Here is a 16338-nt window from a genome sequence, read left to right as displayed (position 1 = left end):
CGGGTCGGGTACGTCAGCTGCTGACGAACTTGGCGGCCAGCTGCGGGGTGGAGACCAGGCTCACGCCGGTCAGCCGGGCCAGCACCCGGCCGCCGTCGCCGACGGCGGTGACCGTCAGGCTGGCCGAGGTCCCGTTCACGGCGCCGGGCTCCACCACCACGAGGAAGGTCCCCTGGTCGGGCAGCGCCTGGTGGAACTCCGCACGGGCCACCGACAGCGGCAGGCTGGCGGTCGACCGGAACAGCCGCATCCAGACCAGGCCGGCCTGGAGCAGCAGGTCCGCCGCGCCCGGCCGGTAGAGCCGCCCGGCGTACGCGCCGCCCGCCGGCCGCGGCTCGACCAGCGAGCACTCCAGCACCAGCCGGCCCTCGTCCTCGGCCAGCACCCGGCGCACCCCCTGCAGGGCGGGGCCGTGGAACAGCGTGCCGTCGGTGTAGAACCCGGCGGCGTCCCGGCCCCGGCCCGGGGCGGGCAGGCCCGCCATGGTCGGGTGGTTGAGCTCGGACGCCGGGTCCGCGCCCAGCACCACCCCGGCCGCGTAGTGCGGGCGGACCGTGCCGTCCGCGGCCACCGAGCGGATCACCACCTCGGTGGTCGCCTGGTCGCCGGCCGGCGTGGCCGCCAGCTGCAGCCGGGCCGGCTCCGCGCCGTCCAGCACCAGGCCCTTGTGCACCGCGAAGTCCCGGACCTGGCGGACCGTGCCGCCGCTCAGCCGCTCCACCGCGCCGATCGCCCAGCCGAGCGCGACCGCGGCCGGCAGCACCGGCACCCCGCCGATCAGGTGGTCGGCGACGATCGGCTCGGCCACCAGGCCGGCCGTCACCCGCTCCAGCACCGCGGCGGCGGGCGCCGCGGGCGGGCGCACCGACAGCGGCGTGGTCGGGCCGAGCACGGTCACCGTGTCGTGGCCGTGCGCGGCGTCGAACTGGCCGGTGAACAGCGCGGTGCCGGTCTGCTCGGGGATCAGCGTGATGCCGCGCTCCTGGAACACCGCCTTGACCTGCGGCGATACCATCCCGCTGTCCCAGGCGCCCCAGTTCAGCGCGGAGACCCGCACGTGCGGGTGACGCCGCTTGAACGAACTCGCCCAGGCGTTCAGCACCTCGTTGGCCATCGCGTAGTCGGACTGCCCCTGGTTGCCGAAGAACCCGGCCACCGAGGAGAACAGCACCACGTGCCGCAGCCGGTCCACCGGCAGCGCCTCGACCACCGCGCGCAGCCCGCCGAGCTTGGGCGCGAAGACCCGCTCGATCTCGGAGGCCCGCTTGTTGGCTATCAGCTGGTCGGCGAGCACCCCGGCGCCGTGCACCAGGCCGGTCACCCGCCCGGCGTACGGCGCGAGCGCGGCCGCGGTGGCCGCCGCGTCGGTGATGTCGACCGCCAGGTACTCGGCCTCGGAGCCCGCCGCGCGCAGCTCGGCCAGGGTCCGCCGGATCTCGCGCTCACCGGCCACCGCCTGGTAGAGCTGCTCCACCCGCTTCGGGGTGGGCTTCTCCCCCGCCGCCTTCAGCTGCGCCGCGGCGGCCGCCTTCAGCTCGGGTTCGGTGACCAGGCCGAGCGCCCACCCGGGCTCCTCGCCGAGCGCCGTCCGGCCGAGCAGCAGCAGCCCGGGGCGGTACGCGGCGGCCAGGTCGACCACGCAACGGGCGGTGATGCCGCGGCCGCCGCCGGTGACCACCAGCAGGTCCTGCGAACCGAGTTCGGCCACCGGGGTGGCCGGGTCGGCGGCCAGCGCGGTCGGCGCCTGGCCGAGGGTCAGGGCGACCCGGCGGACACCGTCCCGGCCGACCTGGACCGGCTCGGCCGAGGCGTCGTCGACCTCGGCGAGCAGCAGTTCCGCCGCCGCCTGCGGCTCCAGCCCGGGGGCCAGGTCGACCGCGCGGCAGAACAGCTCGGGCGCCTCCACCGCGAGCGTCTTCACCAGGCCGCCGAAGCCACCGGCCGGCACCTGCTCCTCGGCGACCCCGGTCAGCCCGAAGACGCCGTCCAGCCGGGTGGCCGTGAGGAAGCCGGCCCGTCCGGTGGCCGCCTCCTTGGTGAGCGGCTCCACCAGGTGCTTGGCGACCAGCAGCGCGTGCGAGAGCCGGCGGATGCCGTCGGCCCAGTCGAGGTCCTGCCGGGTGGCCAGGTTCACCACCAGGCGCACCGGCCGGGCGAGGATCCCCTCGACCCGCTCGGTCAGCTCGGTGACGCCCCAGCCGGCGAGCGCGAAGTCCTCGACACCCTCGATCCGGCGGGTGACGGCGGGCAGCCGCAGCACCCGCACGTCCCAGCCGCCGGCCCGCAGCCCGGCGGCGACCAGCGGCGTCAGCTCGCCGCCGTCGTCCACCAGCAGCGCTCCGGAGCCGGCCGGGTAGGCGCCCACCAGGGCGTCCGGGGACGGGAGTTCGAGCAGGGCGGCCTGGGCTCGGCCGATCACCCCGCGGTGCACGGGGGCGGCGGGGGCGGCGGGGGCGGCCGGCGCCGCGGGCGCAGCCGGTGTGCTCGGCTCGCGGACGGGCTCGGCGGCGGTTGCGGCGGCCCCGGTGACACCTGCCATGAAGTCGACGATCTGGCCGAGCGTGCGCAGCTCACCGAGCTGCTCCGGACCGACCGGCGTGTCACTCGGGAAGCGCTCCGACAGCACCCCCAGGATCTCCACCCGCTTGATCGAATCGATGCCGAGATCCGCCTCGACATCCATCCCCAACTCCAGCATCTCCACCGGATAACCGGTCTTCTGTGCCACCACCTCCAACAGCGCCGCCGACACCTCCGCCGGACCGGCAACCGCAGCGGCAGCGACCGGGGCCGAGGCCGGGGCCTGGGCCACGCTGCTCATGAAGTCGACGATCTGGCCGAGCGTCCGCAGCTCACCCAACTGCTCCGGACCGACCGGCGTGTCACTCGGGAAGCGCTCCGACAGCACCCCCAGGATCTCCACCCGCTTGATCGAATCGATGCCGAGATCCGCCTCGACATCCATCCCCAACTCCAGCATCTCCACCGGATAACCGGTCTTCTGCGCCACCACCTCCAGCAACGCCGCCGACACCTCCGCCGGCCCGGCAACCGCAGCAACCGGGGACGGGGACGAGGCCTGCGCCACGCTGCTCATGAAGTCGACGATCTGGCCGAGCGTCCGCAGCTCACCGAGCTGCTCCGGACCCACCGGCGTGTCACTCGGGAAGCGCTCCGACAGCACCCCCAGAATCTCCACCCGCTTGATCGAATCGATGCCGAGATCCGCCTCGACATCCATCCCCAACTCCAGCATCTCCACCGGATAACCGGTCTTCTGCGCCACCACCTCCAACAACGCCGCCGACACCTCCGCCGGACCCACCGCCGGAGTGGTGGCAACCGGGGCCGGGGCCACCTGCGGAGCCACCGGAGCAGCCGGAGCAGCCGGAACAACCGGAGCGGCGGGCAACGCGGCGGGCGCCGGCGCGGCCACCACCGGGGCGGGAGCGGCGAGCGCCGGAGCGGTCAGCGGCGCCGGAGCTGCCGCCGGGGCCGAGGCCGGCGCCGGGGCGGGAGCCGCGCCCGTACCGGTACCGAGCTCCAGGGCCGCCAGGTCGCGCAGGATCTCGTTGGCCCGCAGGTGCGTCCGGCCGATCGCCAGACCGTGCTCCTTGACCGCCGTCACACCGGCCAGCACGTCGTCCACCCGGCCCTGACCGGCCGCGTTCTCCAGCAGTCCGGCCAGCCGCTCGGCGCTCTGCAGCTGCCCGTTGAGGTAGTCGTCGTGCAGCGCGAGGTGATCGGCGATCAGCTCGGGCAGCCGGTCGGACGCCGGCGCGGAAGGGTGTTCGTGGTCCACGGATTCGCTCTCCAAGACGACGGGAACGGCGGGAACGGGGGGTGCCGGCGGGGCCACCCGGGCAGCGGCCGGCTCGGCGACGGGTACGGGGACGGACACCGGAACCGGCGCCGGCGCGACCGACCCCGGACCGGTCACGGTCGCAGCGGTCACAGGGGTCACGGCGGTCACGGCGGCCGCCGCGGTCGGGCCGGCGGCCACGGCCACGGTCGCGTCCGCCCCCGGCAGCCGCGGCTCGGCGATCCGGTAGCCGTTCTCCAGGGCGTCCCGGTACGCCGCCTTGCGCGCGTCGGAGACGTAGTTGATGCCGTTGAGCAGCACCGTCATCCCCTTGCTCGGCGCGGTCTCGGGCACCGGCGCCACGTACCGGTCGGCGACCGTCAACGGCAGCCCCAGCACAGCGAGTTCGGCGACCGCGCGCTTGAGCGCCAGGTCCGCGTCGGCGCCCGGTCCGCCGTCCAGCCGGACGGCCCGGTGCGGGCGGTCGCCGAGGATCCGGCCCACCAGCTGGGTGAGCACGCCCTTCGGGCCGAACTCGACGAAGGTCCGGTAGCCCTCGGCGTACATCTGCTCCACCCGGTCGGCGAAGTGCACCGGGTTGATCAGCTGCTCGGCCAGCAGGGTGGCGTTGGCGGCCGGGTCGGCGCCGTACTCCCCGCCGGGGGTGTTGGCGAACACCGGGCGCTGCGGCTCGCGGACCTCGACCCCGGCCACCGCGCCCCGGAAGGCCTCCACGGCGTGCGCCACGAACGGGGTGTGGAAGGCCGCCGAGACCGGCAGCCGGCTGATCCGCAGCCCGCTGCCCGCCGCCGAGGCGAGCAGCCGCTCGATCGCCGCGGTCGACCCGCCGAGCACCACCTGGTCCGCCGCGTTGCGGTTGCAGACCACCAGCTCGGGGTGGTCGGCGAGCAGGCCGGCGAGCTGCTGCTGATCGGCGCCGACGGCCGCCATCGCCCCGGCGTCGAAGTCCGGATCGGCCGGCGGGGCCATTGCGGCGCCGCGCGCCCGGGCCAGCGCGAAGTAGGCCTCGTCGGCCAGCGCGCCGGCCGCCCACAGCGCCGTCAGCTCGCCGAAGCTGTGCCCCAGGTACCCGTCGGCGGCGAAGCCGAGGCCGGTCAGGTAGCGGTACTGGCCGGCCGAGAGCGCGCCGATCGCCGGCTGGGCGTACTCGGTGCGCCGCAGCGACTCCTCCTGCGCGCGGCGGGTGGCGTCGTCGAAGGCGGGGGCCGGGAAGGCGATCCGGGAGAGCGGTTCGGCCCCGGCGAACTGCCGGTTGGCCTGGTCGAAGGCGGCCCGCAGCGGCGGCAGCGCCAGCACCGCCCGGTGCCCCGGGTTCACGTACTGGCTGCCCTGGCCGGCGAACAGCGCGCCCACCTTGCCGAGTTCGGCCTCCTGCCGGCGGTACCGGACGCCCTTCGGGTGCGCCCACTCCTGCGCGTCCGGCTGCGCCCGCAGCTCCCGGACGGCGAGCGCGCGCAGCGCGTCCAGCTCCGCCGGGTCGGCCGCCACCAGCGCCAGCCGTGCGTGCCCGGCCGGCACCGGGCCCTCGGACCCCACCGCGCCGCCGGCCACCAGCTCGGCCAGCGCCTCCGGGTCGGGCGCGTGCCAGAGGTGGACCCGGGCGACCGGGAACATCACCTTGAGGTCCTCGCCCTCACCGTGCTCCTGCAGCACGAAGTGGAAGTTGGTGCCGCCGAAGCCGAACGAGGAGATCGCGGCCCGCCGCTCGGCCCGCTCCGGGTCCTTGATCCACGGGCGGCTCTCGGTGTTGACGTAGAACGGCCCGGACGCGAAGTCGATCGCCGGGTTGGGCTCGTCCACATTGATGGTGGGCGGCAGCACCTTGTGGTGCAGGGCCAGCGCCAGCTTGATCATGCCGGCCGCGCCGGCCGCCGCCTTGGTGTGCCCGATCTGCGACTTCACACTGCCCACGGCCGCGTACCGGCGCTGCTCGGTGGACTCGGTGACCACCGCCGCCAGCGCCGACAGCTCGGTCGCGTCGCCGACCGCCGTACCGGTGCCGTGCGCCTCGAACAGCTCCACCGTGTCCGGCGTGCAGCGGGCGTCCTCGTACGCGCGCCGCAGGGCGACCATCTGGCCCTCCTTGCGCGGGGCGTAGATGGACTTGAACCGCCCGTCGCTGGAGGAGCCGATGCCCCGGATGACGGCGTAGATCTCGTTGCCGTCCCGCTCCGCGTCGGCCAGCCGGCGCAGCGCCAGCATCCCGATGCCCTCGCCGATCAGCGTGCCGTCCGCGTCCTTGTCGAACGGGCGGATCCGGCCCACCTTGGAGAAGGCCGGGGTCTTGCTGAAGCACAGGTACATGAAGATGGTGTTCTCGGCGTCGCAGCCGCCGGCCAGCATGGTGTCGGCCCGGCCCTCCAGCAGCTCGCTGACCGCCGCCTTGGTGGCCGCCAGCGAGCTGGCACAGGCCGCGTCGATGGTCATGTTGGTGCCGCCGAGGTCCAGCCGGTTGGCGATCCGGCCGGCCACCACGTTGCCGAGCATGCCGGGGAAGGAGTTCTCCTCCCAGGGCGCGAACGCCAGCTTGAACTTCTCGGCGATCTCCTCGGCGTCCCGCTCGGTCAGCCCGCAGCTGCGCACCACCTCCTTGAGCACCGGGGTCTGCAGGCGCGCGGAGAGCGGCTGGGTGAGCTGGTTCGCGCCGGTGATGCCGAGGATCACGCCGGTGCGCTCGGGCCGGTACCAGGGCTGTTCCGCGCCGGCGTCCTTCAGCACGTCGCGGGCGACCACCAGGCTGAGCAGCTGGAGCACGTCGGTGACCTCGAGGGCGGTCGGCGGCAGGCCGAACTCCATCGGGTTGAAGGCGACGGACGGGATGAACCCGCCGCGCCGGGAGTAGGTCTTGTCCGGCGCGGACGGGTCCGGGTCGTAGTGCTCGGCGATGTCCCAGTGGGTGCTCGGCACGTCCTGGATGCAGTCGGCGGCGGCCACCACGTTGCCCCAGAACTCTCTGAGATCACGGGAGTTGGGGTAGAGCGCGGACAGGCCCACGATGGCCACGGGCTCATCGGCGAGCCGGCGGCCGAAGTCGTCGTCGGAGCTGGTGGGGATGGGCTGCGAGGTGTTCACGGCAGGGCTCTCTTGGTCTCGGAGGGCCGGCCCCCGGGGCCGCCGCCGTACGGTCGGCGGCCCGGGGTCCGTGCGGAGGACGGGGCCTGCGTCAGACCTTCTGGGCGCCGGTCCCCGCGGGGACCGGGGTGGGTCGGACCAGGCGCGCGATCAGCTCCGCGGCGTCCGGTCGGGTGAGCATCGTGTAGTGGTCGCCCGGACTCCGGTGGACCTCCAGGCCGTGCGGCGCCAGCGGCCGCCAGCCGAGGGTCGGGTCGTCGGGGATCAGGCTCCGCTCGGCGGTCACCAGCACCAGCGGCACCGCGGCCGGCTCCGGCCGGTACGGCGCGGTCAGCCGGTTGTTGCGCAACAGGCCGTCCACGTACGTGTCGTACAGCTTCCGCAGGCCGGGCAGCGGGGTGTCGGGGGCGAGCGCACCGCCCGCGACCGCCGCGTCCAGCACCAGCGGCAGCCCGTCGTCCACCCCGCGGCCGGCCGTGCGGCCCGGCTCCAGCCGTACCGGGCGGCCCCGCTTGGCGCCCAGGTACATCGCGAACCAGCCGAGCAGCAGTTCCGGTTCGAGCGCCTCGTCGGGCTGCTGGTACTCCCCGGTCGGGGCGATGCTGTCGAGCAGCACCAGCCGGTCCGGCCGGTCCGCGGGCGACTGCTGCTGCACCATCGCCTGGGCCACCACGCCGCCGAAGGACCAGCCCGCCAGCGCGTACGGCCCGCCGTCGTACGCACCGGTGAACTCCGCCAGCAGCCGTGCCGCCAGGGCCTCGACCGTGGTCTCGGCCCGGCCGCCGGTGAGCGCCGCCTCCCAGTAGTCGGGCAGGGCGGACAGGTCGAGCACGGTGAGCCCGGTGCCGTCCGGCAGCGCCTCGGCCAGGGTGGCGTGCACCCCGGCGGCGAGGGCTCCCGGGTGTACCAGGTGGACCGTGCCCGCACCCGCCGCCGCCGGTCTCAGCCGGTTGACCGGGAGCGGGATCCGGCTAGGCCGACGCGACATGCTGCACCCCGGCGCGGGCGGCCGACTCCTCGGCGATGTGGGCGGCCAGCTCCTTGATGCTCGGGTGGTACCAGAGCGCCGTGGTGCCGAGCTCGAAGCCGAGCCAGCTCTCCATCTCGCCGGCCAGGATCAGCGCCTCGGTCGAGTCGAGTTCGAGTTCGTCGAAATACTGTTCCGGCGACACCGCGGACGGCTCCACCCCGAGCCGGTGCGCGATCTTCTCGATCAGCCAGTTCTGCGCGTCAACTGCTTTGATCAGAGCCATGGTTGCTCCTCCAGGGATGCGTCGACCCGGGCGGGGCCGTCGAGGGGATGGCTCCGAGGGAACCCGTCAGCGAGAACACCTGTCAGCACCAGGCGCACACTGCTAGGGTCCCGGGGGAGCCGTCACGGCCGCGGCGCACTGGACGTGCGGGCGCGAACGGGCATGGCTCGGCCGGGGCCTCGGAGATTCGTAGGTCAACAGTCAACATCTGCCATTGGCGCGGTGGTTGCAGCACCGCCCCTGGCGCGGTGGTTGCAGCACCGCACGCCCTTCGCTCCGCGGCAGCACCTACGGAACGACGGACCGCCTCGACCTGCCCGGCCGGCGGGGTTACGAGTGACGGCATCCGGCGCGGGGCGCCGGAACACATCACTACGGAGCAGGACCGTACGCGAGTTCAGGTTGAGCGTGCAACCAACCGATCGTGTTTGAACGGTCCTTGACCCGTACGGCGCACCAACAGCCGCTCTCCGCAAGCAGGTTGACCATGTGCAGCGAAACCGGCTGCGACCTGCGGCGATCCCGCCGGGACCCGGCCGCGGCGAGCGGGCGCCGAACGACCTTCGAACGTCTGGTGCACACCGGGCGCACTTCGGGGGGCACAGTGCGCCGGGGCGCACGCCGGGCCGTCTACGCGCGTGAACTCACCCATGTGAACTCGGAGTTAATGCTCGGGCCCTCGCTTGCCGCTTCGCTCGGACGGTGGATATGGTCACCTCAGCTATCCGTTGACCTGCCCGGCAACACCCTCCCTGCACCGCCGGCCCATGACCACGGAACGAGGACTGCCATGTCCGCGGCCCACCGGACACCACCCGGTGGCCGAGCGACCCCGGCCCCCGGGACCGCCCGACCGAACAGCACAGCAGCGTCGAACAGCACCGCAGTGCCGAACCGCACCACCAGGACCGCCCGACCCACCCGACCCGCGGGCCCCGTCCACCACCGGGTCACGGCACCCCGCCGGCCCGCGGCACCCGGCCGCCACCGGCCCCCGGCCCGGACGCACGAAGGCCCGGGCCGGCAACTGCCCGGCCCGGGCCCACAGTGGCTCCGCCCGACCTGACCGGCCGGGCGGAGCGGACGCATCAGCCCAGCTGGACCACCGCGCGGGACATGCCCAGCACCTTCTGGCCCTCGAAGGTGGCCAGCAGGTCCACCCGCACCCGGCGGTCGTCCAGCAGCGCGGCGACCTTCCCGGACACCTCGACGACCGAACCGTCCTCGTCGTTCGGCACCGGCACCGGCCGGGTGAACCGCACGCCGTAGTCGACCACCGCGGCCGGGTCACCGATCCAGTCGGTCACCACCCGGACCGCCTCGGCCATGGTGAACATGCCGTGCGCGATGACGTCGGGCAGCCCGACCTCCTTCGCGAACTTCTCGTTCCAGTGGATCGGGTTGAAGTCGCCCGACGCCCCCGCGTAGCGCACCAGTGTGGCGCGGGTCACCCGGAACGACTGCGCCGGCAGCTCGGTGCCGACCTCGACCTCGTCGAAGTTGATCGCCATCGCGCTACTTCCCCTCCTCGTCGGCCGCCCGGGCCACCAGGGACATGACGGACGTCACCACGTGCTCGCCGGTCGCGTCGTGCACCTCGCCACGCACGGTCAGCACGTCGTGGCCGGCCAGCGACTTGATCGCCTCGATCGAGACCGTCACCGACAGCCGGTCACCGGCCCGCACCGGGCGGGTGTAGCTGAACTTCTGGTCGCCGTGCACCACCCGGCTGTAGTCCAGCCCCAGCTCCGGGTCGCTGACGACCTGGCCGGCCGCACCGTAGGTGATGACGAACGGGAAGGTCGGCGGCGCGATCACATCGGGGTGGCCGAACGCCTTGGCCGCCTCCGCGTCGGTGTACGCGGGGTTCGCGTCGCCGATCGCCTCGGCGAACTCACGGATCTTCTCCCGGCCGACCTCGTAGGGCTCGGTGGGCGGATACGTCCGCCCGATGAAGGAGGGATCGAGCGGCATGAGCTACTCCTCGGAATGTGTCGTTACACAGAAACGACTCCAGGCCGCGCCCCTTGCGGGGTGCGGCCTGGAGTCAGTGCAAAGTCAGCGGGTCTCGCGGTGCGCGGTGTGCGAGTTGCAACGCGGGCAGTGCTTCTTCATCTCAAGACGGTCCGGGTCGTTACGCCGGTTCTTCTTGGTGATGTAGTTCCGCTCCTTGCACTCCACGCAGGCCAGCGTGATCTTCGGGCGGACGTCAGTGGCAGCCACGGGAGTGCCTTCCTGGGACAACGAATAAGAACACGACAAGAGTAGCCGATCGGGAGAGTTCCCCCCGATCGACTACGCGGAGTAGCGGTGACCGGACTTGAACCGGTGACACAGCGATTATGAGCCGCTTGCTCTACCAACTGAGCTACACCGCTTTGATGATCGGATCCGACGCCGGAGCGACGGAACTTCCCACCAGAGCCCCCATGCGGAATCGAACCGCAGACCTTCTCCTTACCATGGAGACGCTCTACCGACTGAGCTATAGGGGCGAACGAGGAAGAGATTACACGGTTCCCGGCCAGAGGTGAAATCCGTATCCGCGGCGGATCACCGCAGGTCGGCGCAGGCGCACTGACGATCCCTCGGGCCACGCACGTTCGAGGAGGTCACGCCACCTGGAGCTGCACCCGTACGACTTATGCCGCCGGCCGCCCCCGCCTCCGAGCCTCCCGGCCCCCGGCAGCCTAGGCTCGACCGGCAGTGATCATGCGGTCCCCAGGGGCGCCCGGAGCGCCGCAGAGCGCGCGGGGCCCGAGCAGCGGGGGCCGAGCGCCCCGGAGAGTGAGGAGCCGGCCGATGAGCGCGGACAGCGCACCAGCCGAGGAGCCGCACCCCGGCCCGGCCACCAACCCGCTCGGCCACGGACCCGTCCTGCTGCTCACCAACGCCCGGCTGGCCGACGGGCGGGTGGTCGACGTCCGGATCAGCGGCGACCGGATCCAGGCCGTCGGCACCGCGGGCAGCCTCGGACCGCTGCCGGTGGTGCCCGGACGCCCCGCCGTCACCACCGGCGCCCGGATCGACCTCGCCGGCTACCTGCTGCTGCCGGCCCCGGCCGAACCGCACGGCCACTACGACACCGCCTTCACGGCCGCGCTGCCCGCCGGCCCCCCGGCGGACCCGGCCGACCTGGTCCGCCGGGTCACCGAGGCCGCGCTCACCGCGCTCGGCTACGGCGCCACCGCCCAGCGCACCCACGTCCGGATCGGCGACGTGCACGGGCTCGGGCGGCTGGAGGCGGTCCTGGTCGCCCGGCAGGCCCTGAGCGGGCTGGCCGACCTGCAGACCGTCGCGATGCCCCGGCTGCTCACCGGACGGGCCGGCGCCGACGGGCGGGCCCAGCTGCGCGAGGCGCTCAAGCTCGGCGCCACCGCGGCCGGCGGCTGCCCGGAGCTCGACCCGGACCCGGTCGGGTACGCGCAGACCCTGGTCGAGGCCGCCCGCGAGGCGGACTGCCCGGTCGACCTGCACACCACCGGCCGCGACCTCGCCCAACTGGCCCGCATCACCGGGGTGCTGGCGCCGCTGCGGCCCCGGGTCACACTCGGCCCGTGCAGCGCCCTGCCGGCGAACGGCGTGCACCTGCTCGGCTCCGCGGGGGTACGGGTGGTCTGCCTGCCCCAGAACGGCGGCTGCACCGGCCTGGAAGGCCCGCCCCAGGGGCTGCGGCCCACCCTCGCACGGGAGTTGACCGACGCTCGGGTGCCGCTGGCGGCCGGCGGCGGCAGCCTGCGCGACCTCGCCAACCCGGTCGGCCGGGCGGACCCGCTCGAAGCCGCCTTCCTGCTCGCCGCGAGCGGCACGCTCAGCCCGGAGGCCGCCTACGACGCGGTCAGCAGCCAGGCCCGGCTCACCCTGGGCCTGCCGGCCGTCCGGGTCGACGCGGGCTTCCCCGCCGAACTGCTCGCCATCCGCGGCGACAGCCTCCGCGGCGCCCTGGCCGGCGGCCACAGCCGCCTGGTCGTCCACAGCGGCCGCGTGGTCAGCCGCACCAGCGCCGTCCGCGAGTTCGCCGACACCGTCGCCCTCGCCCTCCCCCGCCAGACCAACCAGACCTGACCCCGCGCCGACCCATGCGGGGCCGCGGAAGACCCGCTGGGACGACACGGGGCGCGCCACTAGGGTGTGGGCCCGAACGGCTCCGCGAGCGTCGTGCGGCAGCCCACCGGCCCTCACACTTCTTCCGACGGGGTACCACCACCATGGCTCTCAAGTCCCGGATCGCCGCAGCCCTGCTCGGGGCAGGTCTCGCCCTCACGGCAGGCGCGCCCACCGCCGGCGCAGCCGGCTCCTCGTTCACCCGACTGCCGTACCGAACGTCGTCGTCCTGGGGGTCGCCAGCGGCCCGCACTGCCTGGAGATCGCCGACTGGCGCACCGACAACGGCGCACCGGCCCGCCAGTGGGACTGCCACTACGGCGCGAGCCAGCGGTGGAGCCTGACGGTCGGTCCCGCCGGCTCCCTGGTCGACGAGCAGAGCGGCAAGTGCCTGGAGATCGCCGACTGGCGCACCGACAACGGCGCACCGGCCCGCCAGTGGGACTGCACCGGTGGCGCCAACCAGCAGTGGTCGTGGACCCACGTCCCCGGCACCGGCTACGTCCTGCGCAACGGCAACAGCGGCAGGTGCCTGGAGATCGACGGCCGCCGCACCGACAACGGCGCCCCCGCCCAGCAGTGGGACTGCTGGAACGGCAACAACCAGATCTGGTACCCGTTCGCCCCGACCCGCTGACCGACACCACGTCAGTCGGCTTCCGGATGGAACGCTACCGGTCGGAAGCATCCGGAGTGGCGAACAGGTCCCGGAGGGTCTGGGTCGCCAGGTTGAGCAGCCAGGTGTGGGCGGGGTCGTCGTCGTAGCGCTGGTGCCAGAGCAGATAGAGCGGTACGGGCGGCAGCTCGAACGGCAACGGCACCATGGTCAGGCCCAGTTGGTCGCGGGCGGAGCGGGTGACCGCTTCGGGGAGGGTGACCACGACGTCGGTGTCACGGGCGAGTTGCAGTGCGGTGTCCGTCGCAGGGGCGGAGACGATGACACGGCGCTCGTGGCCGAGGGCGGCGACGACGTCGTCGACCCGGTCGCGCAGCTCTCCACGTCGGGAAACGGTCACGTGATCAGCGGCCGCGTACCTCTCGACGGTCACCGGCCCTTCGGTGAGCGGATGTCCCGGTCGGAGCGCAAGGATGATCCTGTCCTGGCCGATGAGCCGGTGACGGATGTCGGGCTGGGGCGGCGGTCCGGCGCTGGAGGCCACATCGACCTCGCCGCGACGCAGCTCGGGGCTGTCGTGACCCGGCTCGACCGTGAGACGCATCCTCACCTTCGGGGCCTGGCGGCGCACCGCGGCGACGAGAGCGGTCCCGCAGGCGGTGGTGAGGGCGTCGTGCAAGCGAATGGTGAACACCCGCTCCAGCCCCGCCAGGTCGAGGTCCGTACGGGAGGACAGCAACTGGTGAGCTTGCTGCACCAGGCCATGGACCTCCGTACGCATGGCCAGCGCGCGAGGGGTGGGCGTCATGTGGCGTCCGGTGCGAACCAGGATCTGGTCACCGGTGGCCTTGCGTATACGGCCCAGCGATCGGCTCATCGCCGGCGCGGTGACGTGGAGCCGCTCTGCGGCTCCGGCCACGCTGCCCTCTTCCAGCAGCGCGTCGAGGGCCGTGAGCAGGTTCAAGTCCAATTGCATGCCGGTCACTATACGAGCGGAAAGCATGCACTCTTTGTTAACAGTTGGGCGCTTCGGCAGTGCCGTCAGGTTGAGCGTCGGCTCGGGTGGGTGGGCTGGTCGAGGAGCGCGTCCGCCCGGACCGTCGGCGCGGTTCAGGATGATCATCTCGGTGCGGTGGCAGCCGGCCGTCATGAGGTGTCGTCGCCACGCACCGGCCAGCGCGACACATCCCGAACCGGCCTCGCTCGCGAAGCTCGACCGACATGCAAAAAGAAGGGCCCTGATCAGCGTTTCCGCTGGCCAGGGCCCTTCTTGCTATCCGGTGGCTGGTGCAGGGTTCGAACCTGCGTAGCTTGCGCGACAGATTTACAGTCTGCTCCCTTTGGCCGCTCGGGCAACCAGCCAGGGATGGTGTCTCGCGGGGGGCTGCCCCGTTCGACGTCGTAAACGATACCTGATGGACGGGGGTGCTCCGCCACTCGATTGGTCAGGTGGTGATCAAGGGCGGGTCGAGGCTGTCGGCCGCGGGGCGGGGGCGGGGCTGGATAGGCTGGGGCGGCGGCCGTCCGGGAGGGTGGCCCCTGACCGTGAAGCCAGTACCACAAGGAGACCAACACCCATGGCCGACTCCAGTTTCGACATCGTCTCGAAGGTCGAGTGGCAGGAGGTCGACAACGCGATCAACCAGACCTCCCGCGAGATCTCCACCCGCTTCGACTTCAAGAACGTCGGCGCCGAGATCAAGCGCTCGGGCGAGAAGATCGAGATGAAGGCCAACGGCGAGGAGCGCGTCAAGGCGATCCTGGACGTGCTGAAGGACAAGTTCATCAAGCGGAACCTGTCCCTGAAGGCGATGGACGCCGGCGAGCCGCAGCTGTCCGGCAAGGAGTACAAGATCTCCGTCGACATCAAGGAAGGCATCACGCAGGACGATGCCAAGAAGGTCGCGAAGATCATCCGCGATGAGGGCCCCAAGGGCGTCAAGGCCCAGGTCCAGGGCGAGGAGCTGCGGGTCAGCTCCAAGTCCCGGGACGACCTGCAGGCCATCCAGGCGCTGCTCAAGGGCAAGGACCTGGACTTCGCGATCCAGTTCGTGAACTACCGCTGACCCCGGCGTCCCGAGGACGCGGCGCGGCATCGAGGCCCCCGGACCGTACGCGGTCCGGGGGCCTCCGGCGTTGCCGCCGCAGTGGGCTAGTGGCGCGCCGTGAAGTCCGGTACGGCGTGGCCGCGGTCGATCGCGCCCGCGGCGCCGGTGACCTTCGCGACCAGCGCGGCCACGTCCTGCTGCGCCTTCTTCAGCGCCTCGGCCGCCTGCGCCGGCATCGCGGCCGGCAGCTGAGCAGCCGGCAGCTGACCGGCCGGCAGCTGCGCGGCGCCGGGCTGCTGGGTGACCGACTGCTGGGTGGTCCCGGTCGGCAGGTCGACCGGCAGGTCCGGGGTGTCCACCGGGAGTTCCGGGGTGTCGACCGGCAGCTGCGGCAGGTCGACCGGCAGGCCGCCCGTCAGGCTGCTGACCAGCCCCGTGACGGCGGCCGTCAGCTCGTCGACCTTCTTCTGCAGGTCCGCCGGGTCGGGCGCCCCCGCGGACGAGGTGACCAGCGAGAGGATGCTGTTGACCAGGCCGAGGACGCTGCCGAGCGCGCCGGCGGCGTCCCGGGGCTGGGCCTGGACGGCCGCGGGACGGGCCGCCACGCCGGGGAACGGCTGGGCGGCCGCGACGGTGCGGGCGGTGGTCGCGGGGGCGGCCTCGGCCGCGTACGCGAAATCGACGGTCGCCAGGGAGACTGAGGTGAGGCCCACTGCTGCAGTCAGCGCGGCGGCCGTCCGGATGGCACGCATGGGAAAGCTGTTTCCTTTCGGTGGAGTTCAGGCATCTCGCCTGCACCACACGTTGGGCCAGCCCCCGCACCCCGGCGACCGCAGCTACGCCGAACGGTGCGTGACGCTTCGTAGGCGCTGCCGCCGCCTCCCGCCGCCTCCCGTAGCCCGTCGACCGGGTCAGCCGGCGGCCGCGATCCAGTCCGCCATGTGCCGGCGCCGGCCGAGCCCGACCGTCTCGAACTCGTCCAGGCCGGGCCCGCCGCGGGCGCCGAGCCGCCGCAGCGCCTGGGAGATCGGGGTGCCCTCGGCGGCGTCGGGGTCGTCCTCGGCGAGCCGGAGCGGGCCGAGGGCGATCCGGCCGTCGATCCAGACGGCGGCGCTCTGGCTGCCCTCACCGCCGAAGTAGGCGGCCTCCAGGTAGGCGATCGGGGCCGACTGGGACCAGGCCTCCAGCCGGCGACCCAGCCCGCCGGGAAAGTGGTCGAAGCCTTCCTGGCCGGCCGCGGCCGGCTGGTGCAGGGCGGCGTGGAGCCGCTCGGTCATGGGGATGACGGCGAGCCCCTGCTCCAGTCGCACGACCCGCGCGACCGGTACCTCCGCCGCCACCACGTTGAGCAGTTCGGTGGTCGCGGCCATCGCGTTCAGTTCGTATGACATCTCATCATTCTCCGCATCGGGCCCGCCCGGG

The 16338-nt window shown here is 73.2% G+C and carries 12 protein-coding genes and 3 tRNA genes; 3 read left to right on the top strand and 12 right to left on the bottom strand.

Annotated features, from left to right (window positions below):
• Positions 1-13 precede the first annotated feature (13 nt).
• From ABT014_RS09795 to ABT014_RS09760, 8 genes are all read right to left on the bottom strand, one after another.
• Positions 14-6895, bottom strand: coding sequence for an SDR family NAD(P)-dependent oxidoreductase (locus tag ABT014_RS09795; protein WP_350638162.1), 6882 nt, complete (start codon positions 6893-6895; stop codon positions 14-16).
• Positions 6896-6986: 91 nt separating this feature from the next.
• The gene (locus ABT014_RS09790; protein WP_350638161.1) at positions 6987-7883 is read right to left on the bottom strand and encodes a thioesterase domain-containing protein; all 897 of its coding nucleotides are present in this window, start codon (positions 7881-7883) and stop codon (positions 6987-6989) included.
• Complete coding sequence (locus ABT014_RS09785) at positions 7867-8148, bottom strand: acyl carrier protein (RefSeq protein ID WP_350638160.1); 282 nt, start codon at positions 8146-8148, stop codon at positions 7867-7869. The genes ABT014_RS09790 and ABT014_RS09785 overlap by 17 nt, the downstream gene beginning before the upstream one ends.
• A gap of 1088 nt (positions 8149-9236) precedes the next feature.
• A complete protein-coding gene (locus tag ABT014_RS09780) occupies positions 9237-9659 on the bottom strand; it encodes a MaoC family dehydratase (protein ID WP_350638159.1) in 423 nt (140 codons plus the stop codon).
• A gap of 4 nt (positions 9660-9663) precedes the next feature.
• Positions 9664-10122, bottom strand: a complete 459-nt coding sequence (locus ABT014_RS09775; RefSeq protein WP_350638158.1) for a MaoC family dehydratase N-terminal domain-containing protein — start codon at positions 10120-10122, stop codon at positions 9664-9666.
• A gap of 84 nt (positions 10123-10206) precedes the next feature.
• Positions 10207-10371, bottom strand: a complete 165-nt coding sequence (rpmG, locus tag ABT014_RS09770) for a 50S ribosomal protein L33 (RefSeq protein WP_006604855.1) — start codon at positions 10369-10371, stop codon at positions 10207-10209.
• An 82-nt stretch (positions 10372-10453) separates the two neighbouring features.
• Positions 10454-10526: transfer RNA gene (locus tag ABT014_RS09765), tRNA-Met, on the bottom strand.
• 44 nt (positions 10527-10570) lie between these two features.
• Positions 10571-10643, bottom strand: a tRNA-Thr gene (locus ABT014_RS09760).
• 307 nt (positions 10644-10950) lie between these two features.
• Here ABT014_RS09760 and ABT014_RS09755 point away from each other — a divergent pair.
• Together ABT014_RS09755 and ABT014_RS09750 are read left to right on the top strand one after the other, a co-directional pair.
• On the top strand, positions 10951-12213 hold the full coding sequence (locus ABT014_RS09755) for an amidohydrolase family protein (protein ID WP_350638157.1): 1263 nt from the start codon (positions 10951-10953) through the stop codon (positions 12211-12213).
• A 64-nt stretch (positions 12214-12277) separates the two neighbouring features.
• The gene (locus ABT014_RS09750; protein ID WP_350638156.1) at positions 12278-12889 is read left to right on the top strand and encodes an RICIN domain-containing protein; all 612 of its coding nucleotides are present in this window, start codon (positions 12278-12280) and stop codon (positions 12887-12889) included.
• A gap of 34 nt (positions 12890-12923) precedes the next feature.
• On the opposite strand, the gene ABT014_RS09745 is transcribed toward ABT014_RS09750, so the two are convergent.
• Complete coding sequence (locus ABT014_RS09745) at positions 12924-13844, bottom strand: LysR family transcriptional regulator (protein WP_350638384.1); 921 nt, start codon at positions 13842-13844, stop codon at positions 12924-12926.
• A gap of 305 nt (positions 13845-14149) precedes the next feature.
• Positions 14150-14230: transfer RNA gene (locus ABT014_RS09740), tRNA-Tyr, on the bottom strand.
• A 215-nt stretch (positions 14231-14445) separates the two neighbouring features.
• Between ABT014_RS09740 and ABT014_RS09735 the strand changes: the two genes are divergently transcribed.
• Positions 14446-14934 (top strand): YajQ family cyclic di-GMP-binding protein, encoded by a 489-nt coding sequence (locus ABT014_RS09735; protein ID WP_350638155.1) that lies wholly within the window; start codon positions 14446-14448, stop codon positions 14932-14934.
• Between the two features lie 86 nt (positions 14935-15020).
• Here ABT014_RS09735 and ABT014_RS09730 read toward each other — a convergent pair whose 3' ends face one another.
• A complete protein-coding gene (locus tag ABT014_RS09730) occupies positions 15021-15668 on the bottom strand; it encodes a hypothetical protein (RefSeq protein WP_350638154.1) in 648 nt (215 codons plus the stop codon).
• Between the two features lie 159 nt (positions 15669-15827).
• Positions 15828-16307 (bottom strand): hypothetical protein, encoded by a 480-nt coding sequence (locus tag ABT014_RS09725; RefSeq protein ID WP_350638153.1) that lies wholly within the window; start codon positions 16305-16307, stop codon positions 15828-15830.
• Between the last annotated feature and the right edge of the window lie 31 nt (positions 16308-16338).

Source organism: Kitasatospora sp. NPDC094015, from assembly GCF_040304075.1.
GTDB lineage: Bacteria > Actinomycetota > Actinomycetes > Streptomycetales > Streptomycetaceae > Kitasatospora.
This window is presented reverse-complemented; position numbering and strand designations above follow the sequence as displayed.